General features: G+C 60.8%; 23 protein-coding genes and 1 pseudogene. 10 read left to right on the forward strand and 14 right to left on the reverse strand.

Going from position 1 to position 24,416, the window contains the following annotated elements; all coding sequences use genetic code 11:
- Window positions 1–76 precede the first annotated feature (76 nt).
- Window positions 77–1,291: pseudogene (locus tag GV819_RS32040) on the reverse strand (PLP-dependent aminotransferase family protein); the annotation flags it as partial.
- A gap of 87 nt (window positions 1,292–1,378) precedes the next feature.
- Here GV819_RS32040 and GV819_RS32045 point away from each other — a divergent pair.
- From GV819_RS32045 to GV819_RS32055, 3 genes are read left to right on the forward strand one after another with little or no spacing between them, the layout of a single operon-like run.
- Complete coding sequence (locus GV819_RS32045; protein ID WP_161760036.1) at window positions 1,379–1,825, forward strand: GNAT family N-acetyltransferase; 447 nt, start codon at window positions 1,379–1,381, stop codon at window positions 1,823–1,825.
- Window positions 1,822–2,442, forward strand: a complete 621-nt coding sequence (locus tag GV819_RS32050; RefSeq protein WP_161760037.1) for an FMN-dependent NADH-azoreductase — start codon at window positions 1,822–1,824, stop codon at window positions 2,440–2,442. Before GV819_RS32045 ends, GV819_RS32050 begins: the two co-directional genes overlap by 4 nt.
- A gap of 28 nt (window positions 2,443–2,470) precedes the next feature.
- On the forward strand, window positions 2,471–2,902 hold the full coding sequence (locus GV819_RS32055; RefSeq protein ID WP_161760038.1) for a carboxymuconolactone decarboxylase family protein: 432 nt from the start codon (window positions 2,471–2,473) through the stop codon (window positions 2,900–2,902).
- A 1,033-nt stretch (window positions 2,903–3,935) separates the two neighbouring features.
- On the opposite strand, the gene GV819_RS32060 is transcribed toward GV819_RS32055, so the two are convergent.
- On the reverse strand, window positions 3,936–4,481 hold the full coding sequence (locus GV819_RS32060) for a hypothetical protein (protein WP_161760039.1): 546 nt from the start codon (window positions 4,479–4,481) through the stop codon (window positions 3,936–3,938).
- A 271-nt stretch (window positions 4,482–4,752) separates the two neighbouring features.
- On the opposite strand from GV819_RS32060, the gene GV819_RS32065 reads away from it, so the two are divergent.
- Entirely contained in the window at window positions 4,753–4,935 is a 183-nt protein-coding gene (locus GV819_RS32065; protein ID WP_161760040.1) for a type II toxin-antitoxin system HicA family toxin, read from the forward strand.
- A gap of 38 nt (window positions 4,936–4,973) precedes the next feature.
- On the forward strand, window positions 4,974–5,375 hold the full coding sequence (locus tag GV819_RS32070; protein WP_161760041.1) for a type II toxin-antitoxin system HicB family antitoxin: 402 nt from the start codon (window positions 4,974–4,976) through the stop codon (window positions 5,373–5,375).
- Between the two features lie 572 nt (window positions 5,376–5,947).
- Here the strand turns inward: GV819_RS32070 and GV819_RS32075 are convergent.
- Together GV819_RS32075 and GV819_RS32080 are read right to left on the reverse strand one after the other, a co-directional pair.
- Entirely contained in the window at window positions 5,948–7,573 is a 1,626-nt protein-coding gene (locus GV819_RS32075) for a methyl-accepting chemotaxis protein (protein ID WP_161760042.1), read from the reverse strand.
- 647 nt (window positions 7,574–8,220) lie between these two features.
- Window positions 8,221–8,649, reverse strand: a complete 429-nt coding sequence (locus GV819_RS32080) for a MarR family winged helix-turn-helix transcriptional regulator (RefSeq protein ID WP_161760043.1) — start codon at window positions 8,647–8,649, stop codon at window positions 8,221–8,223.
- Window positions 8,650–8,781: 132 nt separating this feature from the next.
- On the opposite strand from GV819_RS32080, the gene GV819_RS32085 reads away from it, so the two are divergent.
- Together GV819_RS32085 and GV819_RS32090 are read left to right on the forward strand one after the other, a co-directional pair.
- Complete coding sequence (locus GV819_RS32085; protein ID WP_025130084.1) at window positions 8,782–9,150, forward strand: antibiotic biosynthesis monooxygenase family protein; 369 nt, start codon at window positions 8,782–8,784, stop codon at window positions 9,148–9,150.
- 32 nt (window positions 9,151–9,182) lie between these two features.
- On the forward strand, window positions 9,183–9,641 hold the full coding sequence (locus GV819_RS32090) for a hypothetical protein (RefSeq protein WP_025130085.1): 459 nt from the start codon (window positions 9,183–9,185) through the stop codon (window positions 9,639–9,641).
- Between the two features lie 619 nt (window positions 9,642–10,260).
- Here GV819_RS32090 and GV819_RS32095 read toward each other — a convergent pair.
- Complete coding sequence (locus tag GV819_RS32095; RefSeq protein ID WP_434738450.1) at window positions 10,261–11,424, reverse strand: methyl-accepting chemotaxis protein; 1,164 nt, start codon at window positions 11,422–11,424, stop codon at window positions 10,261–10,263.
- Window positions 11,375–11,887, reverse strand: coding sequence for an MCP four helix bundle domain-containing protein (locus tag GV819_RS33935; protein ID WP_434738449.1), 513 nt, complete (start codon window positions 11,885–11,887; stop codon window positions 11,375–11,377). The genes GV819_RS32095 and GV819_RS33935 overlap by 50 nt, the downstream gene beginning before the upstream one ends.
- Before the next feature lie 521 nt (window positions 11,888–12,408).
- Here GV819_RS33935 and GV819_RS32100 point away from each other — a divergent pair.
- Window positions 12,409–12,765, forward strand: a complete 357-nt coding sequence (locus GV819_RS32100) for a DUF6572 domain-containing protein (protein WP_161760044.1) — start codon at window positions 12,409–12,411, stop codon at window positions 12,763–12,765.
- Window positions 12,766–13,085: 320 nt separating this feature from the next.
- Here the strand turns inward: GV819_RS32100 and GV819_RS32105 are convergent, their stop codons facing one another.
- From GV819_RS32105 to GV819_RS32125, 5 genes are all read right to left on the reverse strand, one after another.
- The gene (locus tag GV819_RS32105; RefSeq protein WP_161760045.1) at window positions 13,086–13,517 is read right to left on the reverse strand and encodes an SRR1 family protein; all 432 of its coding nucleotides are present in this window, start codon (window positions 13,515–13,517) and stop codon (window positions 13,086–13,088) included.
- Between the two features lie 149 nt (window positions 13,518–13,666).
- Window positions 13,667–16,015 (reverse strand): penicillin-binding protein 1A, encoded by a 2,349-nt coding sequence (locus GV819_RS32110; protein WP_161760046.1) that lies wholly within the window; start codon window positions 16,013–16,015, stop codon window positions 13,667–13,669.
- A gap of 87 nt (window positions 16,016–16,102) precedes the next feature.
- On the reverse strand, window positions 16,103–18,013 hold the full coding sequence (mrdA, locus tag GV819_RS32115) for a penicillin-binding protein 2 (protein ID WP_161760047.1): 1,911 nt from the start codon (window positions 18,011–18,013) through the stop codon (window positions 16,103–16,105).
- 184 nt (window positions 18,014–18,197) lie between these two features.
- Window positions 18,198–19,889: a peptidoglycan D,D-transpeptidase FtsI family protein gene (locus tag GV819_RS32120; protein ID WP_434738451.1), complete on the reverse strand. Its 1,692-nt coding sequence runs from the start codon at window positions 19,887–19,889 to the stop codon at window positions 18,198–18,200.
- 88 nt (window positions 19,890–19,977) lie between these two features.
- The gene (locus GV819_RS32125) at window positions 19,978–20,355 is read right to left on the reverse strand and encodes a peptidoglycan-binding domain-containing protein (RefSeq protein WP_161760048.1); all 378 of its coding nucleotides are present in this window, start codon (window positions 20,353–20,355) and stop codon (window positions 19,978–19,980) included.
- Between the two features lie 195 nt (window positions 20,356–20,550).
- Between GV819_RS32125 and GV819_RS32130 the strand changes: the two genes are divergently transcribed.
- Window positions 20,551–21,462 (forward strand): LysR family transcriptional regulator, encoded by a 912-nt coding sequence (locus tag GV819_RS32130; protein WP_161760049.1) that lies wholly within the window; start codon window positions 20,551–20,553, stop codon window positions 21,460–21,462.
- 212 nt (window positions 21,463–21,674) lie between these two features.
- On the forward strand, window positions 21,675–22,031 hold the full coding sequence (locus GV819_RS32135) for a DUF6572 domain-containing protein (protein ID WP_161760050.1): 357 nt from the start codon (window positions 21,675–21,677) through the stop codon (window positions 22,029–22,031).
- Window positions 22,032–22,076: 45 nt separating this feature from the next.
- Here the strand turns inward: GV819_RS32135 and GV819_RS32140 are convergent, their stop codons facing one another.
- The 3 genes from GV819_RS32140 to GV819_RS32150 all read right to left on the reverse strand — a co-directional run bounded on the left by GV819_RS32140 (window position 22,077) and on the right by GV819_RS32150 (window position 24,159).
- Window positions 22,077–22,331 (reverse strand): Imm32 family immunity protein, encoded by a 255-nt coding sequence (locus tag GV819_RS32140; RefSeq protein WP_161760051.1) that lies wholly within the window; start codon window positions 22,329–22,331, stop codon window positions 22,077–22,079.
- A 181-nt stretch (window positions 22,332–22,512) separates the two neighbouring features.
- Entirely contained in the window at window positions 22,513–22,896 is a 384-nt protein-coding gene (locus GV819_RS32145; protein WP_161760052.1) for a c-type cytochrome, read from the reverse strand.
- Between the two features lie 393 nt (window positions 22,897–23,289).
- Window positions 23,290–24,159, reverse strand: coding sequence for an AraC family transcriptional regulator (locus GV819_RS32150; RefSeq protein WP_161760053.1), 870 nt, complete (start codon window positions 24,157–24,159; stop codon window positions 23,290–23,292).
- Window positions 24,160–24,416 lie beyond the last annotated feature (257 nt).

Genomic DNA, 24,416 nt, shown 5'->3' on the forward strand with positions numbered 1-24,416 from the left:
GGACCATGGTCACACCGCAACTGGCGCCGGTTGCCGCGTCCATAGAGCACGCCCCGGTGATTCCAACCACCTACCAGGCCACCACATGCATGCCCCCGGCCTGCGGATCTATCTGCAAACGCCCACCCAACTCGTGGTGCAACGCCTCCACCAGCCACTGCCGCCGACGCGCATACAGGCCCCGCATTTTGTTCAGGTGCCGGGCAAAGTGCCCCTCGTTGAGAAAGGCCGCGACCGTCGCTTGCAGCAGGTGCGGGCAATGATTGTGCAAGCGATCCGCCTGGCGGGCGAACGCTGGGGTCTGTTCGGCGGGCGCCACCAGGTAGGCCACGCGCAGCCCTGGAAACAGCACTTTGCTGAAGGTGCCGGTGTAGAGCACGCGGCCCTGCTGGTCGAGGCTCTTGAGGGCCGGCAAGGGCTTGCCCTGGTAGCGGTATTCGCTGTCGTAGTCGTCCTCGATGATCCAGCTGCCTTGCCGGTTGGCCCAGTCCAGCAGGGCCAGGCGCCGCGGCAGGGACAGCGACACTCCCAGCGGGCTCTGGTGGGTCGGGGTGACCACGGCAAAGCCGGCCTCTGGGGCGCGGGCGATGCCTTGGGCGACGTCCAGGCCTTGTTCGTCCACGGGCACCGGCACCAGCTGTGCGCCGGCTTCCAGCAGTGCGTTCCTGGCCATGAAGTAGCCGGGCTCTTCCAGCCAGCAGGTGGCGCCCGGGCCCATCAGTGTGTGGCTGATCAGGTCGAGGCAGGCGCGGTAGCCGGCGCAGACGAAAATCTGCTCCGGCTGGCAGTTGATGCCCCGGGAAATCCCCAGGTAGGTGGCGATGGCCGCCCGCAACGGGGCGTAGCCGCGCGAGTCCGGGTAGATCAGGCCTTCGAGGCCCGTCTGTCGCAGTTGTCGGCCCGCCAGGCGGGTCCAGAGCTTGCGCGGAAAGGCATCCAGTGCCGGAAGGCCCATTTGCAGCGGCAACGGCAGCGTGCCGGCATGGGTGGCCTGGTAGGTGGTTGGAATCACCGGGGCGTGCTCTATGGACGCGGCAACCGGCGCCAGTTGCGGTGTGACCATGGTCCCGGCGGCCCCGCGAGCAATCAGGTAGCCCTCGCCTATCAGCAACTGGTAGGCCGCTTCCACAGTGCCACGCGCCAGGTTCAGCTGCGCCGCCAAGGCGCGAACCGCCGGCACGCGGTCACCCGGACGCAGGCGGCCATCGGCGATGGACTCGCGAAACCGCTGATAAAGCTGGCGATAGATCGGCGCCGTCTGGCTGCGGTCCAATTCGAAAGGAAGGATCATGGCCTAGTCATTTATGCATTTTTTGGCTCTGTAGCTTAAGCCATCGACCTTCTAAAGTGGGTCATCTCTTTTCAGCGGATGACGGACATGCCCTACACCCTTCAACACCTCGAAAGCGAAGCGGCCCTGGCGGCCAGTTTCGACTTGATGCGAGTCTTGCGCCCCCACCTCACCCGCCCGGCGGCCTATGTCGCCCAATTGGCCCGGCAAACCGAGCAGGGCTACCGTTTGCTCGCCGCGTGGGACGCAGAGCGCATCGTTGGCCTGGCAGGTTACCGCGAGCTGGAAAACCTGCTCTACGGGCGCTTCATCTACGTCGACGACCTGGTCGTGAGCCCAGACCTTCAGCGCAGCGGCTTGGGCGCGCGGCTGTTGAGTGCGGTGCGGGATGAGGCCGTGCAGCGTCAATGCGATCACTTGGTCCTGGATACCGGCCTGCACATGCCCCTGGCCCAGCGCTTCTATTTTCGTCAGGGGTTGCTGGCCCGGGGCATGCACTTCACCCAGCGACTTCAGGGTGGGGAGCCGGCATGAACAACCTGCTGCTGATCAACGCCAGCCCCCGTGGGCAGGTTTCCCGTGGCAACCAGCTGGCACTGGAATTGGTGAGTTCCCTGCGCCAACGCTATCCGCACCTCGAACTGGTCGAGCGTGATCTTGGCGCGCAGCCGTTGCCACCGTTGGGCATGGACTACGCCCACGCCCTGACCACCGCCACGCCCTTCGACGCGCCGCTGTTCGAGGTGTCCGAAGGCTTGATTCGTGAGTTGGAACGCTGCGACGCCCTGCTGATTGCCACGCCCATGCACAACTTCACCCTGCCGGCGGCGCTCAAGCTGTGGATCGACTATGTGCTGCGCATTCACCGTACCTTCAGTTCCGGCCCAGAGGGCAAGGTCGGCCTGCTCAAGGACCGCCCGGTGCATGTGCTGGTGAGTTCCGGCGGCTTTCACCAGGGCGAACGGGCAGCCCAACCGGATTTTCTGACGCCTTACCTGCGCCAAGTGCTGAACACCCTCGGCCTGTTCGACCTGCAGTTCACTTATCTGCAGGGATTGGTGTTCGGTGACGAGGCCGTGGGTGCAACGGTCGAAGAGGCCCGCAGCGCACTGTCCTTGCAGCCACTGTTCAACCCTCTCGTTTGTGCCTGATCACTTTTTCCCCTATCGGAGTTTCACCATGAGCCAACTCAGACTGCCCTTTGCCACTCTGTCGCCTGCCGCCTATCAAGGCCTGCTCGCCACCAACAGCGCCCTGGCCGCCAGCCCCCTGGGCTTGCCCTTGCTGGAACTGGTGTATTTGCGTGTGTCGCAGATCAACGGCTGCTCGTTCTGCCTGGGCAAGCACTCGCAGACCCTGCGCGAGTGTGGGGTGGCGCAAGACAAGCTGGATTGCCTCGCCGGCTGGCGCGTCAGCGAACTGTTCGACGACCGCGAGCGCGCGGCCCTGGCCTGGGCCGAGACACTCACCTACGTCCACGACAAGGGCGCGCCGGACGCACTGTACGAACCGCTGAAAGCGCACTTGAGCGAGGTTGAGATTTCCGATCTGACGTTGGCTGTGTCGTTGATGAATGCCTTTAACCGGCTGGCGGTGGGTATGAAGCTCTGAGAGTGAGGTCGCCGTTGACGGTGTTGGCTGTGCTTTGGACTTTGGCTCTTGATCTTCCTGCCCCTTCAGAAGGTCAAGCGCAGGTATTGCGCAGGCGTCAGCAAGGGCGATGGATGGCTTGCGGGCCTCTTCGCCGGCAAGCCGGCTCCTACGAAAGCGCGTAAAACGTGCTTGGGCTTTTGATCTTGATCTTCTTACCCCTTCAGAAGGCCGAGCGCAGGTATTGCGCAGGCGTCAGCAAGGGCGATGGATGGCTTGCGGGCCAATTCGCCGGCAAGCCGGCTCCTACGAAAGCGCGTACAACGCGCTTGGGCTTTTGATCTTGATCTTCTTGCCCCTTCAGAAGGCCGAGCGCAGGTATTGCGCAGGCGTCAGCAAGGGCGATGGAGGCTTGCGGGCCAATTCGCCGGCAAGCCGGCTCCTACGAAAGCGCGTAAAACGCGCTTGGGCTTTTGATCTTGATCTTCTTGCCCCTTCAGAAGGCCGAGCGCAGGTATTGCGCAGGCGTCAGCAAGGGCGATGGATGGCTTGCGGGCCAATTCGCCGGCAAGCCGGCTCCTACGAAAGCGCGTAAAACGCGCTTGGGCTTTTGATCTTGATCTTGCTTTTGATCTTTCTGCCCCTTCAGGAGGCCGAGCGCAGGCGTTGCGTAGGGGGCAGCTCGGCATGGATGCCGAGCTAGCCGCCCCAGGCCATGGATGGCCTGTGGCGGCGGGCCCCCGGAGCAATGCCGGAGCGAGGGAACGCCGAGCCTAGGCGAGGCGCCGGATGCGGGGGCAGGAGCCCTTTGGTTACTTTGGGCTGGGCCGGCATTCCGGCTTTTCCAAAGTGACCCGCTGTAAGAGCGGAACCATAAGTAGCCACACCCGCAGCAACGGATATGTACACCACGCGCCCCCAAGTGCATGCGGTATGAAGGTGGCTGCGCGTCATCGTTGGCGAGCTTCGCTGGCAAGCCAGCTCCTACAGGGGATCGGTTGCAGGTGGGCGATATCAGGTCGGTCGTGGGGTCGCCGTTTGGCACCCCCTCTCTTTATCCGAGGAAAGCTCCGGTGGCGCCGGCATCAGCCAATGCAAACAGCAGTTCTTCCAGCGCTTCTGCTGGAACCGACCCCAAGTCAATCTTGAACCTGTACCCGTCCTCCGTGGCCTCCGGGTCCGACACAAAGTGCAGCACCCCTTGCAGCCCTTCTTCGGTCGGCGGGTTCTCGTCTTCGCCGTCGAACCACTCAAAGAACCAGGCGCGAATAACCTCGCAGGCCTGCTCCAGGCTCAAGCCTTGCACTTCCAGCGGCAACCAGTCCCAGCCAAAGGGCGAGATCCCCACGGCCATCTGCTCAATCGCAAAACGCACTGGTTCAAAGCCCAGCTCGGATTCGGAATCGACCTGCACCGGTTCCCCACTCTCGGCCGCAATCACGTCCACCCGGCAAGGTGTGGCCATGGTCCCTTCAACCGCCAGCGAGCCATCGCTGTTCCTGTAGGCCGGCTCAACATGCGCGGCGCCTTGTGCGGCGATACGCGCCAGGGCCTCAACATAGGGTTTACGAATGGCGGCAAGCAGTTCGCTGACGGTCATGGATCTGATGACTTCCTTGGCATGAACCCGCCGATGGATCGGCCTTCGACGGGGAAAGATGGGTGACTGAAAATCCGCGGCAATAGTGCAATGGCAGCCGTGCAACGTCCATGAAAAACCGAGGGGGCTTTTATGTAGCTTGCGACCGGCCCATCCAACCGCCCGCCACTGAACGACATGCCCCGACACATAACTCCAGACACACAATACAACCTGCGCTATCATGCGCCTGGAGTTATAAAGCACCTCTCACCCCAACAAGGAGATGGAGGTGCAAAGCAGACTGTTGATCAAGGAGCTTGAAGCCGCAGGATGGGTGCTGGATCGAGTCACCGGCAGCCATCATCTGTTCCAGCATCCCTACCGGCCCAACACCGTTCCCGTGCCTCACCCGAAAAAGGATCTGCCACGAGGAACGGTCCGGGCCATCAAGAAACTGGCCGGGCTGCTCTAGCGCCCATCACCCTTCGCATCTGTTTTGAGGAGATCCCCGTGCAATATCCCATCTGCATCGAGTGGGGCGACGAGCACACGGCCACTGGCATCCAGATTCCCGACATTCCCGGCGCAGTCACCGCCGGCGACACCTTCGAGGCCGCCTACAGCGCCGCCGTCGAGATTGCCCACGTCATGCTCGAAGAGCTGGCCCGCGCAGGGCTGGCCATTCCCCTGCCCTCTGCCACCCAAACGCACCGCGCCAATCCTGATTACCAGGGGATGGGCTGGGGCATGCTGGAGATCGACATCACGCCTTACCTGGGCAAGACCGAGAAGGTCAACGTGACCTTGCCGGGGTATGTAATCCAGCAGATCGACCGTTTTGTCCGCGAGCACAACATCAAGAGCCGCTCGTCCTTTCTAGCCGATGCGGCGATGGAAAAGCTCGGGCGCTGAATAGCGCTTCAAGAGGGGAACAGCGCGAACGCAGAACGCCGTCGGGTAGGGCGAAGAGGCCCTCAAGTCATGCATCGTTCTGGCGGACGCCTTCGCTGGCAAGCCAGCTCCTACGGGGCGGTACACACGGCCTCATCTTCAGGCCGGCCGCAAGGCCGCCGTCAGATTTTGATCTTGATCTGCCTGCCCCCTTAGACACGATGGCCGAACGCAGGCATTGAGCCGTGGGTAACCCGGCAGGGATGCCGGGTTAGCCGCCCCAGGCCATGGATGGCCTGTGGCGGCGGCCCACGGATCAATGCCGGAGAGAGGGCATGCCGAGCCTAGGCGAGGCACCGAGTGGAGGGGCAAAGCGTTTTGCTTACTTTTGCGCTCTTCAAAAGTGAGTCGCTGTAAGAGCGAAACCATAATCCGCCGTGACCGCAGCAACGGATATGTCCCCCCCACAAAGGACGAGCGGTGTCGCAGGAAACTCCACATCATCGTTAACAAGCTTCGCTGGCAAGCCAGCTCCTACGAGGCACGGGGTCACCCTTCGACGCTAGGCGTCTCCCCCCTTGGCCAACGCCCTATCAAACCTTGAACCGCGCCACCAACCGGTTCAACTCAATCGCCAGATTGGCCATCTCCCCACAAGCACTGGCCGTCTGACTGGCCCCCGCCGAACTCTGAATCGACAGCTCGCGAATACTGGTCAGGTTCTGATCCGCCTCACGCGCCACCTGCGCCTGTTCTTCCGAGGCGGTGGCAATCAGCAGGTTGCGTTCATTGATCTGGTTAATCGCCTGGGCAATCTGCTTGAGCGACACATCCGCGTTCTGCGCCACCGAAATCGAGCTGTTGGCCATCTCGGCACTGACGTTCATCGCACTCACTGCCTGGGTCGAGTCGGCCTGGATCGCGGTGATCATCTGTTCGATTTCCTGGGTCGACTGCTGGGTGCGGTGGGCCAGGGCCCGTACTTCATCGGCCACCACCGCAAAGCCACGGCCTTGCTCGCCGGCACGGGCGGCTTCGATGGCGGCGTTGAGGGCCAGCAGGTTGGTCTGCTCAGCAATCGCGCGAATCACTTCCACCACTTTGCTGATGTCCTGGGCCCGGCTGGACAGGGCCTTGACCTGCTCGCCGGTGCTGGCGACGTTGCCGGCCAGGCCTTCGATGGCTTTCAGGGTCTGGGCCACGTTGTCGATGCCGGAGCGGGTGAACTCCATGGACTCGCGGGAGGACTGGGCAGCGGCGTCGGCATTGCGCGCCACCTCGTCCACCGCGGCGCTCATTTCGGTCACCGCTGTGGCCGCCTGATTGACCTCGTCGTTCTGCCGTACCAGCCCACGGCTGGCGTCTTCGGTCACGGCGGTCATTTCTTCCGAGGCCGAGGCCAGTTGGGTGGAGGAATCAGCGATGTGGGCGATGGTTTCCCGCAGGTTGGTCTGCATCTGCGCCAGGGCCGCCAGCAGGCGGCCGGCTTCATCGCGGCCACTGACCCCGATCTCCCGGGACAGGTCGCTGCCGGCGATGCGCTCGGCCACGGCCAAGGCGTCGCTGAGGGGTGAGGTGATGCTGCGGGTCAGCACCGCGGCCAGAACGATAGTGAGCACAACAGTAACCGCCAGCAGGCCAATCACCAGGGTCACGCCACTGCTGTAGATCGACGCGGCTTGCTGCCCTGCCCCCTTGGCGCCCTCGTCGTTGAAGTCCGAGAGCTTGTCCATCTTCTCCTGCAGGGAGTTGGTCATGGGGCTGATGCGGGTGTTGATCAGGCCGATGGCCGCGGCATTGTCACCGCTGCGCAGCAGAGGTTCCAACTGGTCCAGCAGCTTGAAGTAGTCCTGGGCGTCACTGGCCACCGCCTGGTACAGCTCGCGCTCCGCCGGCCCCGAGATCAACGGTGCGTAGTTGCTGAGGGTGCCCTGCAGCGTGTTGCGATAACCGCTCAACGCGGCGATGCGGGTTTGTCGCTGCTGTTCATCGGTGGTCACGGTAATCCGCAGGCTTTCCAGGCGCAGGCGCAAGGTGCCGGCCTTCATCTTGCCGATCTCGCGAATGCTCGCCATCCAGTTGTTTTCAACATCCTGCTCGGACTCTCGCAGCTTGCCCATTTGCAGCACGGCGACGATACCCAGCACAAAAACCACTAGGACAATGAGTGAGAAAAAAGCGGCAGATCTTGGAGCAAGGTTCATTGTCCTAACGTTCATTTTTTATCTCTCTAATGGAATGGGCGGTATTTCACAGCAGTGACTCCACGTTATCGACGCAAAGTCATGAAGCTATAAGCCACTCGACGATTGGGTTAACGCTCCCTTCAACCAGGCATCGTCGATGCACATTCCCAGACAGCCGGGACTCCCGGTTTCATACCGCTGCGCTCATTGCTCCAAAGTCCATGGATAAGGGCAGTGACAGACATGCCACTGCCGCTAGGCGCCACCCTGGCGGGTCAATATCGGTAACGCCGCGCAGCATCCCACTGCTGTTTTTCAGAGCGTGGGCAGCGCCAGCACAGCGTTACGCAGACAGTGCCTAAGAACCTTTATCAAATAATGGCTTTTAGTCATCACGACGGGTTCAGGTATGCCATAAAAACATTCCGCTGGCGTGAATTTTTTGTGCTGAGTGCCGTGCAAACCGCAATCGAGTGGGATTGCCAGAATCGAGTGCGAAGTGCAAACAGAGGCCAAGTGACGCGCTGCTTTCTGAATGATCCTGACTGCAGGTTTAGCCTCTCCTGCAAGCGCGCCACCTGGCGCCTTCGCAGGCTGCGCCAGCTCCTGCGGAGGGAGGAGTTTCTCGTCTTCGGATGCCGTCTGGCTGATGCAGCTGACGGCTGCCGAATGCCGACCGCTCAGTCTCCCTGGTCCTGCTCAAGCCGGTTGCGCAACTGGTTCAGAACACGGTGGGTCGTCTGGATCTCATCGACCTCCAGCCCTTGCGCAAGCTCGTTGATCCAGGGCGCCTGCAGCTTCAATGCCTGATCGAATGCCGCTTTTCCAGCGTCCGTCAGCAGCACCAGTTGCGCCCGGCGGTGGTGGGGGTTCGGCTGGAACTCCAGTAAGCCGTCCGCCACCAGATCGTTGACGATGCGCTGAACGTTTTGCCGATTGGCGCCCATGTCGCGGGCGATCCATGAGACGGGCTGCGCCCGATCGGCAGCGATGATCGTGCCAAGCAGCTGCCAGCGGGCGCTGGTGAGACCTATCTCGGAAACGAGGCGATCACCTGCGGTGAGCATGCGCGCACTGGCTCGAAAGAGTTCGAGGACCAGATCGGTCATGGCGCGTCCAGCGGGGGTGTGGTTTGGTTTTTTCATGCCGCGAACTTTTCCACATTGACATGATGATGTCAATCGAGCTAGTTTTTGCCCATCGCACCACTTTGTCATCATGTTTACATTCTGGAGGCCGTCATGTTGTCCATCCGCCCGCTCGATCCCGTGGTTCCCATTCACCAGCAACTCCAGTGCAGCGAATCGCCGGTGGTGCTGGTCAACCTGTTCACCGTCGACCAGGACGATATCCCCGACCTGCTGCGTGCCTGGGAGCTGGATGCCAACTGGATGAAGCAGCGTGCCGGGTACATTTCCACCCAGCTCCATCAGGCCATAGGTGGCAGCTGCATGTTCTTGAACTACGCGGTATGGGAGTCGGTGGAGCGCTTTCGCGAAGCCTTCAGCCACCCGGATTTCGCCAACGCCCTGGGCCGCTACCCCTCCAGTGCCCTGGCCATGCCCCATCTGTTCACCAAGGTCGCCGTGCCGAATATCTGCACGGTGTGAACATAGCCCAATCGACTGACGGGAAGCGCCCCATGCTCAAACGACTTCACCTGAGCGCCAGCCTGCTGGCCCTGCTGTGCATCGCCACGTTCTTTGTCTCGACCCTGCTGGTGGAAAGCATGGGAAGCCGGCATTCCATCGCCCAGCTCAAGCACCTGATCGTCAGCCCCGGGCTCTGGGTGCTGATCCCGGCGATGGCCCTGGCGGGAGCCAGCGGCATGGGGCTGAGCCGGGCACGGCAGGGACGCCTGATCGCCTCGAAGAAAAAGCGCATGCCCTTGATTGCCGCCAACGGCCTGTTGCTGCTCGTGCCCTGCGCAATTGCGCTCAACCAATGGGCATCGGCAGGCAGCTTCGACACGGGGTTTTACCTGGTGCAGATCATTGAACTGATCGCTGGGGCCACCAACCTCACCTTGATGGGGTTGAACGTACGCGATGGTTTGCGGCTTAGCGGTCGCTTGCAGAGGGCCATGCCTCAGGGCCGTTAGGCCATGCGTTGCCTGGACGGGCGCCTTCGCTGGCAAGCCAGCTCCTACAGTGGCCCAGCCAGCAGACATTTCTGTAGGAGCCGGCTTGCCGGCGAGGAGGCCCGTAAGCCATGCAGCGCCTGGGCCGACGCCTTCGCTGGCAAGCCAGCTCCTACGGTGGCCCAACCAGCACGCATTTCTGTAGGAGCCGGCTTGCCGGCGAGGAGGCCCGTAAGCCATGCAGCGCCTGGGCCGGCGCCTTCGCTGGCAAGCCAGCTCCTACGGTGACCCGACCAGCACGCATTTCTGTAGGAGCCGGCTTGCCGGCGAAGAGGTCCGTAAGCCATATAGGGCCTGGACGGGCGCCTTCGCTGGCAAGCCAGCTCCTACGGGGGCCCAACCACCACACATCTCTGTAGGAGCCGGCTTGCCGGCGAAGAGGCCCGTAAGCCATGCAGCGCCTGGGCCGGCGCCTTCGCTGGCAAGCCAGCTCCTACGGGGGCCCAACCAGCACACATTTCTGTAGGAGCCGGCTTGCCGGCGAAGAGGTCCGTAAGCCATGCAGCGTCTGGGCCGGCGCCTTCGCTGGCAAGCCAGCTCCTACGGAGGGGACAGGCCATCGTAGGGCAAAAAACCGCGCTCAAACCTTGAACCGCGCCACCAGCCGGTTCAACTCAATCGCCAGATTGGCCATCTCCCCACAGGCACTGGCCGTCTGGCTGGCCCCCGCCGAGCTCTGGATCGACAGCTCGCGAATGCTGGTCAGGTTCTGGTCCGCTTCACGCGCCACCTGGGCCTGTTCTTCCGAGGCGGTGGCGATCAGCAGGTTGCGTTCGTTGATCTGGGTAATCGCCTGGGCAATCTGCTTGAGGGACTGGTCGGCGTTCTGTGCCACGGCAATCGAGCTGTTGGCCATCTCGGCACTGACGTTCATGGCGCTCACTGCGTGGGTCGAGTCGGCCTGGATCGCGGTGATCATCTGTTCGATTTCCTGGGTCGACTGCTGGGTGCGGTGGGCCAGGGCCCGCACTTCATCGGCCACCACCGCAAAGCCGCGGCCCTGCTCGCCGGCCCGCGCCGCTTCGATGGCGGCGTTGAGGGCCAGCAGGTTGGTCTGTTCGGCAATGGCGCGAATCACTTCCACCACTTTGCTGATGTCCTGGGCGCGGCTGGACAGGGCCTTGACCTGCTCGCCAGTGGTGGCGACGTTGCCGGCCAGGCCTTCGATGGCTTTCAGGGTCTGGGCCACGTTGTCGATGCCGGAGCGGGTGAATTCCATGGACTCGCGGGACGACTGGGCGGCGGCTTCGGCATTGCGCGCCACCTCGTCCACCGCCGCGCTCATTTCGGTCACGGCGGTGGCCGCCTGGCTGACTTCGTCGTTCTGCCGCACCAGCCCGCGGCTGGCGTCTTCGGTCACGGCGGTCATTTCTTCCGAGGCCGAGGCCAGCTGGGTGGAGGAATCGGCGATGTGGGCGATGGTTTCCCGCAGGTTGCTCTGCATCTGCGCCAGAGCGGCCAGCAGGCGGCCGGCTTCATCGCGGCCACTGACGCCGATCTCCCGGGACAGGTCGCTGCCGGCAATGCGTTCGGCCACGGCCAGGGCGTCGCTGATGGGTGAGGTGATGCTGCGGGTCAGCACGGTGGCCAGCACCACGGTGAGCACCACGGTCACCCCCATCAACACCAGCACCAGGGTCAGGCCGCCGCTGTAGACCGACGCGGCAGTAATCCCCGCCTGCCTCGCGCCCTCGTCATTGAAGTCCGAGAGTTTGTCCATCTTCTCCTGCATGGCGTTGGTCATGGGGCTGATACGGGTATTGATCAAGGCAATGGCCGCGGCGTTGTCGCCACTGCGCAGCAGCGGCTCCAACTCGTCCACCAGCTTGAAATAGGCCTGCACATCGGTCCGCCACCGCCTGGTACAGCTCACGCTCCGCCGGCCCGGTAATCAGAGGTTCGTACTGGCTGATGGTGTTCTGCAGGGTGGATCGATAACCGCTCAACGAGGCGATGCGGGTCTGGCGCTGTTGTTCGTCGGTGGTCACGGTGATGCGGATGCTTTCCAGACGCAGGCGCAAGACGCCGGTCTTCATCTTGCCGATCTCGCGGATGCTGGCCATCCAGTTGGTCTCGACGTCCTGCTCGGAGTCTCGCAGCTTGCCCATTTGCAGGACAGCGACAATCCCCAGGGCCAAAACCACCAGGATAATGAGTGAGAAAAAAGCCGCAGACCTTGGAGCGAGGTTCATTGCCCTGACGTTCATTTTTTATCTCTCTAAGAGAATGGTCGGTACTTCCCTGCTGTCATTCCACGCTATCGACTGAGTGTCAGAGAGCTGCAAACAAGCCGACGACTGGGTTAGCGGCCCACCCGGCACGGCAACGTCGATACTCACTCGGGTCTATCCAGGCCTATCGGGATCGCAGGCCCCACTCCGTCCTCCTGCACCCCTGAACCACCCCTTGGCGGGTGAGCATCAGTTAAGTCGAACAACGCGGCCCGCGCCGTCTCGACTCTTCTGGGGAGTGGCACCTGAAGCCCGGCGTCTATCCACCGCTGGGCCTAACAAGCCATAGCAGATAATGGCATTTCGTCACTACCGTCGATCCGACAGCTCTTGAAAACCGCTCGACGCCGTTCGACCAGGTTGCGCCTGAACGGAGCAAGACCCGGCAGCCCACCCTGGCCTCGCCCACGTGCCAGAACTGCGACCAGCAACTGCCCACTGAAGAAACCAACCGCTACGGCCTATAATGCCGCCCCCCAGGTTCTGAAGGATCAGCAATGTCCATCACCAACCCAAAAGTCATCGATATCTGGGCAATCCCCAAATCCGCGCCCGACAGCCTGCTGTTGATCATGGTCGACCTCCTCGAATGGGGTGACGAAGCGGCACACAGCGAACACCTGCTCCTGCTGCAAGAGAAGATCAACACCTACATCACCTTTATCGAAAGTGACGAGATCTACAGCGAAATTCCCGATGCCTGCGGCAAGCACCTGATTATCCGAGTGCTGGGTTTGCACGAAGTGCCAGAGCAGGTCGATTGGTTTTTCAAACGCATTACCGAGATCCTCAACGATCGCGGCATTGGCTTCGATTTCGAGCTGAAAGTGAACGAAGAAGCTCCCAGCCTGTAGCTCGCTCCCTGCGCGCTCCCCGATTGAGCTGCGCGCAGGAATACCTTATGCCGGCAGGATCAGCGCCCGATCAAGCGCAATGAAATCCGCATGCTGCTCATGGGAAAACTCCTCGACCACCTCTTGCCGGTGCAGGCGCTCGGAACAGGCTCGCTCCACCGTCATCAGTGCGCCCTCCCCCCTCCTTCTGCAACCGCGCAATCAGTGCAGTTCGAGCACCCCGCCCGCGTGACGGGTGGAGCCAGCAAACCGCATGGGGGCTTGCCTATTGTCAGGCTGCCGGCCAGGGCACTGAGAGTGAGCCGGGCGCGAATGAAATTCTATTTGAACTCGAAATACTCTCTCATCATTGCAATGGGCTTCATCGGTTCCACATTCAAGAAACCCAACACCTCAAGAAACCACGAGAGGTTATCTCCCAACACGGAAATATCGTCCTCATCATTCGCCAGCAGACAAATGGCCAGTCGTGCCTGCAACACGTCCCGATCCTTGAGCTCTCGTACTGCTCCTTGCTCATCGATTTTTGCCCACCAGACTGCAGCCTGCGCCTTGCAGCGTTCAATAGGAATTTCCCCGGCAACATAGGCTTTCGCCAGGCGCAAAGGATCCTGCTCGCAGTCAGAGAACTTGATCTCCAGTTCTTCCAGGACCTTGATCAGGAATCCGAGCTGGTGTTTGAGCGCAGCAGAGCTTTCAGTGGCCCGAATAATTGAACCGATATTGAATTTCTTGAAGTCATCCGGATTCATGCATCAACCTTGAAACTGAGTAAAGGATCACGACGATGGGGGCCCGATCATCATCGGCAACGCGCACATCCTATGGCCAAATATTCATTACGCAACGGTTGCTGGAAAATCGCTGGTTCGGTTCTCGCCATCAGGGCCCTGCCCGGCCACTAGAACAGTTCCTGCAGCGTGCGCTGCATGTCTGCTGCGCCGTCGACGGATGCCCCCTCACCTGCGCCCGCCGACGGCAGATTGTCACTCCTGAACACCTCCATCGCCGTGCGGGAAGAATCCGCACTGGCCGCCGAGCCATCCTCCAGGTTGATCCGCCGGGTCACGATGCCCGCCGGCTCCGCCTGGGAATAAGGCTCCGTGCCCTCAAGCGCCGCGGTCATGAACTCCATCCAGATCGGCAACGCGATGGTCACGCCCCATTCGCGCCGCCCCAGGCTCTGCGGCTGATCGAAGCCGGCCCAGACGCTGGTGACGTTATGGCCGTTGTAGCCGGTGAACCAGGAGTCCTTGGCCTCGTTGGTGGTGCCGGTCTTGCCACCGATGTCCGGGCGATGCATGGCCGCGGCGGCGCGACCGGTGCCGCGTTGGACCACATCCTGCAGCAGGCTGGTGAGCAGGTAGGTGGTGCGGCTGTCGACGATCTGTTCAGCCGGCGTCTCGGGGGCCGGCTGCTGCGCGGTGGGCGCCGCTGGCGGGCGAGCCTGGAACAGGATAGCGCCCTTGCGGCCTTCAATCCGCTCGATGAAGTACGGTCTGATCTTGTAGCCGCCGTTGGCAAAAGTACTCCAGCCGGCCACCACTTCCATGGGGGTGACCGAAGCGGTACCCAGGGCCAGGGACAGGTTGTGGGGCAGGTCCTCGCGGTCGAAACCAAAGCGCGCGATGTAGTCGATGGTCCGCTCGACCCCCATGGCTTGCAGCAGGCGGATGGAGACCATGTTGCGTGAACGGTTGAGGGCTTCGCGCAGACGGATCGGCCCGAGGAAGGTGCGGTTCTCATTTTGCGGGCGCCACACCGGGCCGGCGTCGCCGCCGCCCACGACGATGGGGGCGTCGTTGACCAGGGTCGCCGGGGTGTAGCCGCTGTCGAGGGCCGCGCAGTAGATGAAGGGCTTGAAACTCGACCCGGGTTGACGCTTGGCCTGCAACACCCGGTTGAAGCTGCTTTGCTGAAAATCGAAGCCGCCCACCAGCGCTTGTATCGCGCCGTCTTCAGGGGCGATTGACACCAGGGCGCCCTGGGCCTTGGGCACCTGGCTGAAGCTCAGCAGCGAGTCGTTCTGCGGGTCGACGCGCACCACATCCCCGACCTTGACCACATCGGCCGGCCGCACCGGCGCGCGCCCCAGGGCGCTGTGGCCAAGGTAGGGGCGCGCCCACTTCATGCTGACCCAGGGCACGGAGTGTGCCTGGCCGCTGGCGTCCACCAGGCTGATGCTCTGTTCGAAGACCTGGGTCACCGCCATCGCTGGCAAGCCGCCATAGGCCGGATAGCGCTTGAGTTGCTCGGGCCATTGATCGCTGACCTTGCCGGCGAAATGGCCTTCAGGGCCGCGGTAACCGTGGCGCTTGTCGTAGACCTTCAAGCCGTTGCGCAACGCCGAGGTGGCCGACGCCTGCAACTGGCTGGGCACCGTGGTCACCACCCGCAAGCCTTGGGTGTAGGCCTCATCGCCAAAGCGGCGGAGCATGTCCGCCCTGGCCATTTCGGCGATGTAGGGGGCATCGATCTCGGGTTCCGGGGCGTGGTAGCTGGCGTCCACCTCTTCAGCCAATGCAGCTTGATAGCGCTGCCGATCAATGCTGCCCAGTTCGTACATGCGCCCCAGGATCCAGTCGCGACGCTGCTGGGCCCGAGCCGGGTTGTTGATCGGGTTGTAGCGCGATGGCGCCTTGGGCAGCCCGGCAATCATCGCCACCTGGGCCAGGCTCAGTTGCGATACCGGCTTGCCGTAATAGACGTTGGCCGCCGCCACTATTCCGTAGGCACGCTTGCCCAGGTAGATCTTGTTCACATACAGGTTGAAGATTTCCTCCTTGCTCAGGCTGCGCTCGATCTGCAGGGCCAGGAGGATCTCGGTCAGCTTGCGCGACAGGGTTCGCTCGCGGCTGAGGAAGAAGTTCTTCGCCACTTGCATGGTGATGGTGCTGCCCCCGGAGCGCACGTGGCCGCTCTTGAGCAGTTGCAGCGCGGCCCGCAGCAGGCCGGCCGGGTCGACCCCGGCGTGGTGATAGAAGTTGCCATCCTCGGCGGCCATCAGGGCCGAGCGAAAGTCCGGCGGAATGTCCGCGCTGGCAATGGGTACACGGCGCACTTCGCCGAACTCGGCGATCAGCTTGCCATCCCGGGTGAAGACCTGCAGCGGCTCCTGCAGATGCACGTCCCTGAGGGCCGCGACATCGGGCAGTTGGGGTTGCAGATAAAGGTAGGTACCGCTAGCGGCGAGCAGCAGCACGCTGACCAGTGCCAGCAGGCTCCAGCCCAGATAGTTGATGAATCGCACCCGTTGTGTCCTCAGTGACCGTGTTGAATGTGCATGCCGGCGGCCTCGCGCTTGCCGCGATGGCCATGGGCAAAGGTTTCTGCGCGCTTAGCTGGCGTTCAGCGTCAGCGTGCTTGCGGGCTTGTCGAACGATGCCGGTTCGGCGAACTGCGCCTTGAGATGGCCACTGCCATCCAGCAGCCAGGCATCCATGACCTTCCTCACCACCGGGCCGGCGACCCGGGCCCCGGCCTCGCCGTTCTCGATCATCACTGCCACCACGATGGCCGGATGTTCGGCCGGGGCGAAGCCGACAAACAGCGCGTTGTCGCGGTGCCGTTCATGGGTCTTGTTGCGGTTGTAGCGCTCGCCCTGCTTGATCGCCACCACCTGCGCCGTGCCACTTTTGCCCGCGATGCGGTACTGCGCGCCCCTGGCGGCGCCTCGGCCGACACCACGGGGGTTGTGCATCACCCTCTGCATGCCGTCGATGACCTGATCCCAGATATGCGCATCGTTCAGCACGATGTTGGCCATGGGGTTGGGGTCCACCGGCTGGCGCCCCCCCACCGATAACGCCAGGTGCGGCCGTTGCCAGACCCCGCGATTGGCAATCAGGCTGGTGGCCTGGGCCAGTTGCAGGGGGGTGACCTGCATATAACCCTGGCCGATGCCCAGGATCAGCGTTTCCCCGGGGTACCACTCTTGGCGACGGGTTGCGCGCTTCCACTCAGGGGATGGCATCAACCCCGCGGCCTCTTCGAACAGGTCCATCGAGACCTTCTGCCCCAGGCCAAACTCACTGAGGTAGCTGTGCAGCCGCCTGACGCCCAACTTGTGGGCCAGGTCATAAAAGTAGGTGTCATTGGAGCGCATGATGGCGTCGTACATGTCCACCCAACCGTCGCCACCGCGGTTCCAGTTGCGGTATTTGTGCTTGTAGTTTGGAAGCTCGTAATAACCCCGGTCGAACACCCGGCTGCTGGCCGTTGTGACGCCACTGTCGAGCCCGGCCACTACCACCATGGGCTTGATGGTCGAGCCCGGTGGGTAGAGCCCGCGCAGAACCCGATTGAACAGCGGCATATCGGCGGAGTCGCGCAAGGCGGCGTAGCCTTGGGTCGAGATGCCTTTGACAAAGGGATTGGGATCGAAACTGGGCCGGCTGACCATGGCCAGCACTTGCCCGGTGGCCGGGTCCAACGCCACTACCGCGCCGCGCCGGTCGCCCAGGGCATCCTCGGCCGCGCTTTGCAGTTGCACATCGAGGGTCAGCACGATGTCCTGCCCCTGAACCGGGTTGTGCCGGCGCAACACACGCATCACCCTGCCCTGGGCATTGGTCTCGACTTCTTCAAAGCCCATCTGGCCGTGCAACGCCTGTTCATAAAAGCGCTCGATTCCGGTCTTGCCGATCAGCTGGCTTCTCAGGTATTTCGCCGGATCAAGGCGGCGATACTCCTGCTCGTTGATGCGCCCGACATAACCGACCGAGTGGGCAAAATGGTCGCCCAGAGGGTATTCCCTCAAGAACTGGGCCTGCACCTCCACACCCGGCAAGAGGAACTGATTCACCGCCACCAGGGCGATCTGTTTTTCGCTCAGGTCGAACATCAGCGTAACCGGCTCGAAGGCCCTTCTGGCGCGGCGCAGGTCGTTCTCGATGCGGCTTTTTTCGGCCAGCGACAGGTCCAGGATACTCACCAGGTTACTCACCACCCAGCCGGTATCCCCGGCCCGTTCACGGGTCAACATCAGATTGAAGGCCGGCACATTATTGGCCAGGAGCACTTTATTGCGATCGTAAATAACCCCACGCTCCGGCGGAATCGGCCGTATATGGACCCTGTTTTTCTCCGCCACGGAAACCTGATAATCATGCTGCGTCACTTGCAGAACATAGAGCCGGACAATCAGCGCAGCGGTCAGCAACACCACCAGTACAGCACTGGCGATTATCCTCCCGGTTATGATTTCAGCTTCTGTGTGCGGGTCCTTCAGGTTGATCAAATCCGCCATTGGTCACTCTTACTGCACAGGAATGACGGGCAGCCAAAACGGCGGCCAAACACTCATTGAAAGGAACGCTTTAAACCTGGAGCACAGTTGCACCGGGCAACCGCCAACTCTGGATAACCTCAGCCACAGGCAGGCCCACAGCGGACAGCCGTGAATCTGTTCAGTGACGGTAAACGTGCCGGTGTCAGATGTTGTCCGGGACTACATGATTCAGCCGCAGGGTGTGCGCCATGATGCGACTGAACAAGGGCGCCGATACCAGCCCACCGAAAAAGCCCTGGGCCCTGGGGTTATCCACTACCACGACAATTACATACCTGGGGTTTGTCGCTGGCGCGAAGCCGGCGAACATGGCGCGGTAGGAGTTAGCCAGGTACCCCTTTGCCCCGACGCTGGTCTTTCTCGCCGTTCCGCTTTTACCGCCAACGTGATAACCGGGTACTTTCGCGCGATAGATACCCCTGGGCCCTTCAACAACTTGCACAAGCATGTCTTTCACGGTGTTGGCCACACTGGCGGGAATGACCTGAGTGCCCTTGGGTGCTGTAGACACTCGCAGCAGCGAAGTTGGAACGCTGACACCGCCGTTGACCAACGTGGCATACGCCCTGGCCAACTGCAGCGCAGTGACCGACACACCATAGCCATAGGACAAGGTCGCGGTTTCGCTGGGACGCCATTCACGCCGCCGAGTGAGCACCCCGCTCTGCTCACCGGGAAAACCGATGCCCGTCGCCTGACCCAGACCGACCCGGCGCAACAGCTCGTAAACCTTCTGTCCGCCAATATCAAAAGCCACTTTGCTGATGGCCACGTTGCTCGAGCGCACCAGGATGCCGGTCATGTCCAGCGTCTCGCCCGCCGTCCTGGAAGCGTCCCGAATCGTATACCTGCCGATCTTCAAAGTACCGGTCTCCACATGCACCGTATCCGCAGGTTGCCAACGCCCGGTTTCCAGCGCCGCCGCCACGGAAAACGGCTTCATGGTGGACGCTGGCTCAAAGACATCGACCACCGCACGGTTGCGCATCATCGATGGCGTGAGCTGCGAGCGATTGTTGGGGTTGTATGAAGGGTGATTGGCCAGCGCCAGAATCTCACCGCTCTTGACATCCAGGATCACGACGCTGCCAGCCTCCGCCGCATTTTGCTCAACGCCTTTGAGCAACTCCCGGCTGGCGACATATTGCAGCCGCAGATCCAGGGATAGCTGCAGCGTCTGCCCGGGCTTGGCCGGGAGTGAAACCCCCAGGTCCTGGATCAGCTGACCGCGCCGATCCTTGACCACCCGCTGCTTGCCATCACGCCCGCGAAGCACATTCTCATACGCCAACTCGCCCCCTTCGCTGCCGCGGTTATCGATATCGGTAAAGCCGGTGACATGAGCGGCGATTGAGCCCGCCGGGTAAAACCTGCGGGATTCCTGCAGCGTATAAACACCCGCGCTGTTGAGCTGATGCACCGCCTGCATCATCCGCTCCGCCACCTGCGGCGGAATGCGTCGGTGCAGGTAGGCAAATTCCTTGTTCTGGTTGCGCAGAATGATTGAACTCAAGCCACTCTCTGGAACGTCCAGCGCCTGGGCCAGCGCTGTCCAATTGGGCTTTTCAGCCAGCAGCTCCCTGGGGTTCAGCCAGACCGTTGTCACCGGCGTACTCACGGATAAAGGCTGCCCATTTCGATCGATGATCAAACCCCGATATGCCGGCAAAGCGACGTATCGCAAACTTCGGGCATCGCCTTGCCTGATCAGAAATGCCTTGTCGGTTATTTGCAGTTGGATAATCCGTGCACAAACAATAAGGGACATTGCTGCTACGAGAAAAACCGCCAGCCTGAATCGCCACGGATAGCGAGGTGAAGTCGCCCGGGTCAAAGCCATAATAATAAAACCACTTTCCAACCGGTAACCTTGGACACTGACAGGACAACGCTTCCTTTTACGGGCCCTTCAAGCCACGCACTTATTCCGATAACCATAAAGGAGACCTTATATTCAGCCTCTTCAGGATCTCTGCATTGATGCTGCCCGTTAATGGCAGTTCGCAGTCCATCTGGAACAGGAAGATGGCCTCTGCGGTTTGCTCTCCTGCCACGCCGTCCACTGTTCCTTGATAATAATTGCGCTCTGCCAGCGCCCGCTGCAGCGTGCCGATCACCTCTGCAGCCAAGGGTGAATGGGGGGCTTGCACCCAGTAGTGGCTATCGACCGACCCACATCGTTGCACTTCAATCGGTGCGGCATCGTCCGTAGTGACTGGAGCCCCCAGCAAACCGGCGGGGGTTTCAAAAGCGCAGCCAAAGAGCACGATGAGCCCGAAATACCTGGAGTGGCGCTTCATACTTCAACCTCGGGTTTCAAGCTTTTCATCCAACCGCCAAGACCCAAGTTGCCGCTGAAAAAACCGCACTAACAGATACTTTCCAGGAACAACAAACATCCTCATCAGCTCTCTAGTGCGACCTGCAATTTGTTTTGGCAGGCCATTTTTACGGCTGATACAATATAGATCAACACCTCATCCAAGCTATCTGATATGAATCATATTGATATCGAAACCGTGGACCTCAACCTGTTGAGAGTCTTTGTGGCCCTGATAGAAGAAGGCGGTGCCAGCCGTGCGGCGATCCGGCTCGGCGTCACCCAGCCGGCGGTCAGTGCTTCCCTGGGGCGCTTGAGGGACATCTATGGCGACCCGTTGTTTGAGCGGACGGGCCGTGGCCTGAGGCCAACCATGCGGGCGAACGAGTTGTACCCGCTGATCGAAGAGGCGATTAACCGCTGCAGACTGGCCCTTGCCATGTCATCCGGCGGCCAGCAAGTGAAGGGCCGCACCATCACCATCGGGCTCTCTGATGACAGTGAAATAGCACTCGGGCAGAAGATTCTCTCGGCTGTGGAAGAACGCCTGCCCGGGCTGCGCATCATCTTCCGACAAACCCACAGCGGCGTCGTACAAGACATGCTCATGGGCCAGAAGATAGACATTGCCATCTCCGCAGGCGGCTTGTCGTCGCAACTGATCACCCGGATCCGCCTCGGACGAGGCAACTACCTATGCATCGCAGATGCCGACAACCCCATTCCGCTGACCGCCGAAGATTATGCGCAACGCCCGCACCTGCTGGTCTCATCCGGGGGTTATGTGGGCATTGTTGACGAAGGGCTGAACAATGCCGGTCTGACCCGCACCATCAAGGCCTCCACTTCACACTTTGCCGCGGTTCCTTTTTTGCTGATTGGCTCAAAGCTGATCACCACCGTGCCCACCCATGCCGCACGGGCAATGGAAAAGATCACCTCGCTGCACATCTTTCCCTGCCCCGTGCCGATGCCTTCCTATGAACTTGAGCTGGGTATACGAGTGGGCAGCAAACATGACAACACGCTGCAAGTGGTCAAATCACTGCTGCTGGACTCGATCAGGGAGCATTTTTTCCTGCAGTGAAAAGCCGGGGCTTTTCTATGAATGCCTTGGGGGCTTTCTTCGAAAGCAGCCAGAAGCAGCGCTGCAGAGAACTTTACGACAGCAGGAGCAGCTCAGCATTTTTCCGAGAACCTGGTCAGCCAACCCCAGAGCCGCCACCCACTACTGCGCCCCAAAGCAACCGCCAGCCTCGTCATACAATGCTTTCCACTCGACCTCCTGAAGGATCAGACATGTCCATCACCGACCCCAGAGTCATCGATATCTGCGCAACTCCCAAGGATGAGTCCAACAGCGTGCTATTGATTATCACCGACCACCTTGAATGGGGAGACAAAGCGGCACAAGGCGAACACCTGCTCCTGCTTCAAGAGAAGATCAACGCCTACATCGCCTTTATCGAAAGTGGCGAGATCTACACCGAGATTCCCGGTGCTTACGGCAAGTACCCCATCATCCGTGTCCTGGGATTGCATGAACTCCCGGAGCAAGCCGAGTGTTTCATTGAACGCGTTACCGAGATGCTCCATGACGTGGGTATCGGCTTCGAGTTTGAGCTTAAAGTTTACGAAAGAATTCGCAACATGTAGCCCGCAGCCTGCGTGGTTGGCGATTGAGCAGACCGCAGGGATGCCTCATGCGGGCTTGATCAACTGCGGGTTGAGTGCGATGAAGTCCACATGTTCCTTGTGCGAGAAACTCTCGATCACGTCTTGCAGATGCACATGCTCCCGCCCGTTTACTGCCATTTCGTACGAAGCATTGATCAGGAAAATACCCAGCTCCCTGAGTGTCTCCGGCTCGGCGAGAATCGAAATCTCATCCAGCTGGATGCTTGTGTCGCTGTCAACGGCGGTTCCATGCACGGTAAATTTCTTCAGCTTGTTCAACGCTTGAATTCCTGCACTCATAGGTCACTTTTGCATCGCGATGCAGATCCAGGATTTGGCCGATCCCCGCTCTGCTCCTGACTGCCCGCGTCTACTGGAAAGCACTCTCTCAAATCTGCCGACAACGCCAGGGCGGGCGTTATCCGAGATTGTTGATTAGCGATATGCCCCACATCTCAAATCATCGACTTCTTGAAATCACGCCACTCATGTATTGATTTAAATCGCGAAAATCCTGAACACTCCAAGCGTGTGGCGCAACCTTTACACCATTCTCTCGCAACGTCCTTGGAATCAAGTCGCCATTTGGACGCAGTATTACCGATGAGACGATAACGCCCGGGTAATCATTCAGCCGTTTCTTGAAAGCGGCTGTTGTCAGGTCCGGTGTAGGAGGATTGCTTTTATGAGCCAGTGGTCCGGTTGCCTTGATATCGACTCCATGGCACATGGCGCATCGCTGTAAATAGAGATTTTTCCCACTGGCATTATCCGCAAGGGATAGTGATGTTTGAATCAGCGATAGAATCCCTAGCGAAGCGCTGAACAGTATTTTTATTTTCATTTCTCATACAACCTTGTTTTACAAATAAGAGCTTAACCGAGAGCGAACTCCGGAACTACCACCGCACCACTCAACGCTCTTGACAACCGTCGGACCCAGATCATTGATCAGCAATGTACCCTCTTCGCGGGAGATGAACTTCAGATCAAAGTCAGCGGCTGGCTAAATCAGCACCTGTACCGGGGTGCGTCAGCACCGCTTCGCGCAGCACATCGACTAGCGGCTGTCTCCCGCCAACTCCAGGCCAACCGACAGGCCGCCATCTTGCTCTTGATTTGGCTTTTGATCCTGATCTGCTTGCCCCATTAATCACGATGGCCGAACGCAGGCATTGAGCCGCGGCTAACCCGGCAAGGATGCCAGGTTAGCCGCGCCAGTCGACACGTCCGCCCACTATTGCAACGGCACATAAACATCCGTCAACCACAGTTCTTGCGCAGTCTCCGGATAAACACTCAAATACTCAAAAAACAGCGGCTGATCCCGCAGTTCCTCCCCGCTGCCCGGAAGCCAATCGCGATAAACCGGGTAGATCGTTTCACCGATATGATCCGGCGACCCTACATGCCGCACCACCGCACAGCGGCCACCTGCAATGACAATCTCCCGGACACCAGACTCATTCGGAGCCACCGCCTCCCGAATCTCACCGCAGATGGCAAAGCGAAACGCCTGCGGCGGCGTGGTATCCGGATTGCCGTAGGGAATACCGAAACTGCGGCTCGACGCCACCGGCGACTGCCCACTCTGCATGCGCCAATCGATAAACCTGCGCACACTTTCATCGACCAGCCCGGCGGGCCCGCAGTGCTCCAGCGCTGCGACCCGGATCTCGGCAAAGTCCACGATTCGTACCTGCATGATGATGCTCCTGGAAAAATGAGGGATAGCGAACACCGCATTCCAGACCTGCCAGTTCGGCTGCTTCCGAAACACACTCGGCGTCATGCCGAACGCCCGCCTGAACGCCCTGGAAAATGCCTCGGGACTTTCGAAACCCGCACCAAGCGCGGCTTCCAGCACCGAGTAATCCGCCTGGGACGCCAGACGATGCGCCGCATCGCGTAACCGCATCAGTTGCACATAACGTGAAACCGGCACGCCCACGAATGCGGTGAATTGCCGATGGAAGTGAAACGCCGAAAAGTTCGCCACATGACTCAACGTCCTCACTGAAAGGTCGCCTTCAAGATTGGCATCGATATAGGCGAGTACAGCATTGAAGCGTTTCGCGTAGGCGGCGTTGATCGGCATGTCAGACACTGGGCAAAGACTCCGGGAATTACGGTAGGCAAAGGATCGACTAAATCGGCATGACCGCGCCTAGCCGCTCTTGCTCAAGACACGCTGGAGTGACCCCATGCCGCCTCCTCCAGAACGTCGGAAAAGCGAGCACATTCCGAGTATCCGCTTCCAGGCGCAAGCTCTCTCATATCGGCCGGTACAACCAGGAACGACTTTAGAGCAACAGCCAAAGCCTGCGCAGGACACAACCACCCCGCCCCCCTGCCACACCACCC

It is taken from the genome of Pseudomonas sp. Fl5BN2 (assembly GCF_009908205.1).
Taxonomy (GTDB): domain Bacteria; phylum Pseudomonadota; class Gammaproteobacteria; order Pseudomonadales; family Pseudomonadaceae; genus Aquipseudomonas.

Bases quoted from the DNA above. Each gene is read 5' to 3' on its own strand.
- GV819_RS32095 (WP_434738450.1), bottom strand. From the start codon at position 11,424: ATGACCAACGCCATGCAGGAGAAGATGGACAAACTCTCGGACTTCAAT.
- GV819_RS32105 (WP_161760045.1), bottom strand. From the start codon at position 13,517: ATGAATCCGGATGACTTCAAGAAATTCAATATCGGTTCAATTATTCGG.
- GV819_RS33935 (WP_434738449.1), bottom strand. From the start codon at position 11,887: ATGAACGTCAGGGCAATGAACCTCGCTCCAAGGTCTGCGGCTTTTTTC.
- GV819_RS32060 (WP_161760039.1), bottom strand. From the start codon at position 4,481: ATGACCGTCAGCGAACTGCTTGCCGCCATTCGTAAACCCTATGTTGAG.
- GV819_RS32045 (WP_161760036.1), top strand. From the start codon at position 1,379: ATGCCCTACACCCTTCAACACCTCGAAAGCGAAGCGGCCCTGGCGGCC.
- GV819_RS32050 (WP_161760037.1), top strand. From the start codon at position 1,822: ATGAACAACCTGCTGCTGATCAACGCCAGCCCCCGTGGGCAGGTTTCC.
- GV819_RS32125 (WP_161760048.1), bottom strand. From the start codon at position 20,355: ATGAAGCGCCACTCCAGGTATTTCGGGCTCATCGTGCTCTTTGGCTGC.
- GV819_RS32075 (WP_161760042.1), bottom strand. From the start codon at position 7,573: ATGAACGTTAGGACAATGAACCTTGCTCCAAGATCTGCCGCTTTTTTC.
- GV819_RS32080 (WP_161760043.1), bottom strand. From the start codon at position 8,649: ATGACCGATCTGGTCCTCGAACTCTTTCGAGCCAGTGCGCGCATGCTC.
- GV819_RS32130 (WP_161760049.1), top strand. From the start codon at position 20,551: ATGAATCATATTGATATCGAAACCGTGGACCTCAACCTGTTGAGAGTC.
- GV819_RS32090 (WP_025130085.1), top strand. From the start codon at position 9,183: ATGCTCAAACGACTTCACCTGAGCGCCAGCCTGCTGGCCCTGCTGTGC.
- GV819_RS32055 (WP_161760038.1), top strand. From the start codon at position 2,471: ATGAGCCAACTCAGACTGCCCTTTGCCACTCTGTCGCCTGCCGCCTAT.
- GV819_RS32100 (WP_161760044.1), top strand. From the start codon at position 12,409: ATGTCCATCACCAACCCAAAAGTCATCGATATCTGGGCAATCCCCAAA.
- GV819_RS32085 (WP_025130084.1), top strand. From the start codon at position 8,782: ATGTTGTCCATCCGCCCGCTCGATCCCGTGGTTCCCATTCACCAGCAA.
- GV819_RS32145 (WP_161760052.1), bottom strand. From the start codon at position 22,896: ATGAAAATAAAAATACTGTTCAGCGCTTCGCTAGGGATTCTATCGCTG.
- GV819_RS32135 (WP_161760050.1), top strand. From the start codon at position 21,675: ATGTCCATCACCGACCCCAGAGTCATCGATATCTGCGCAACTCCCAAG.
- mrdA (WP_161760047.1), bottom strand. From the start codon at position 18,013: ATGGCGGATTTGATCAACCTGAAGGACCCGCACACAGAAGCTGAAATC.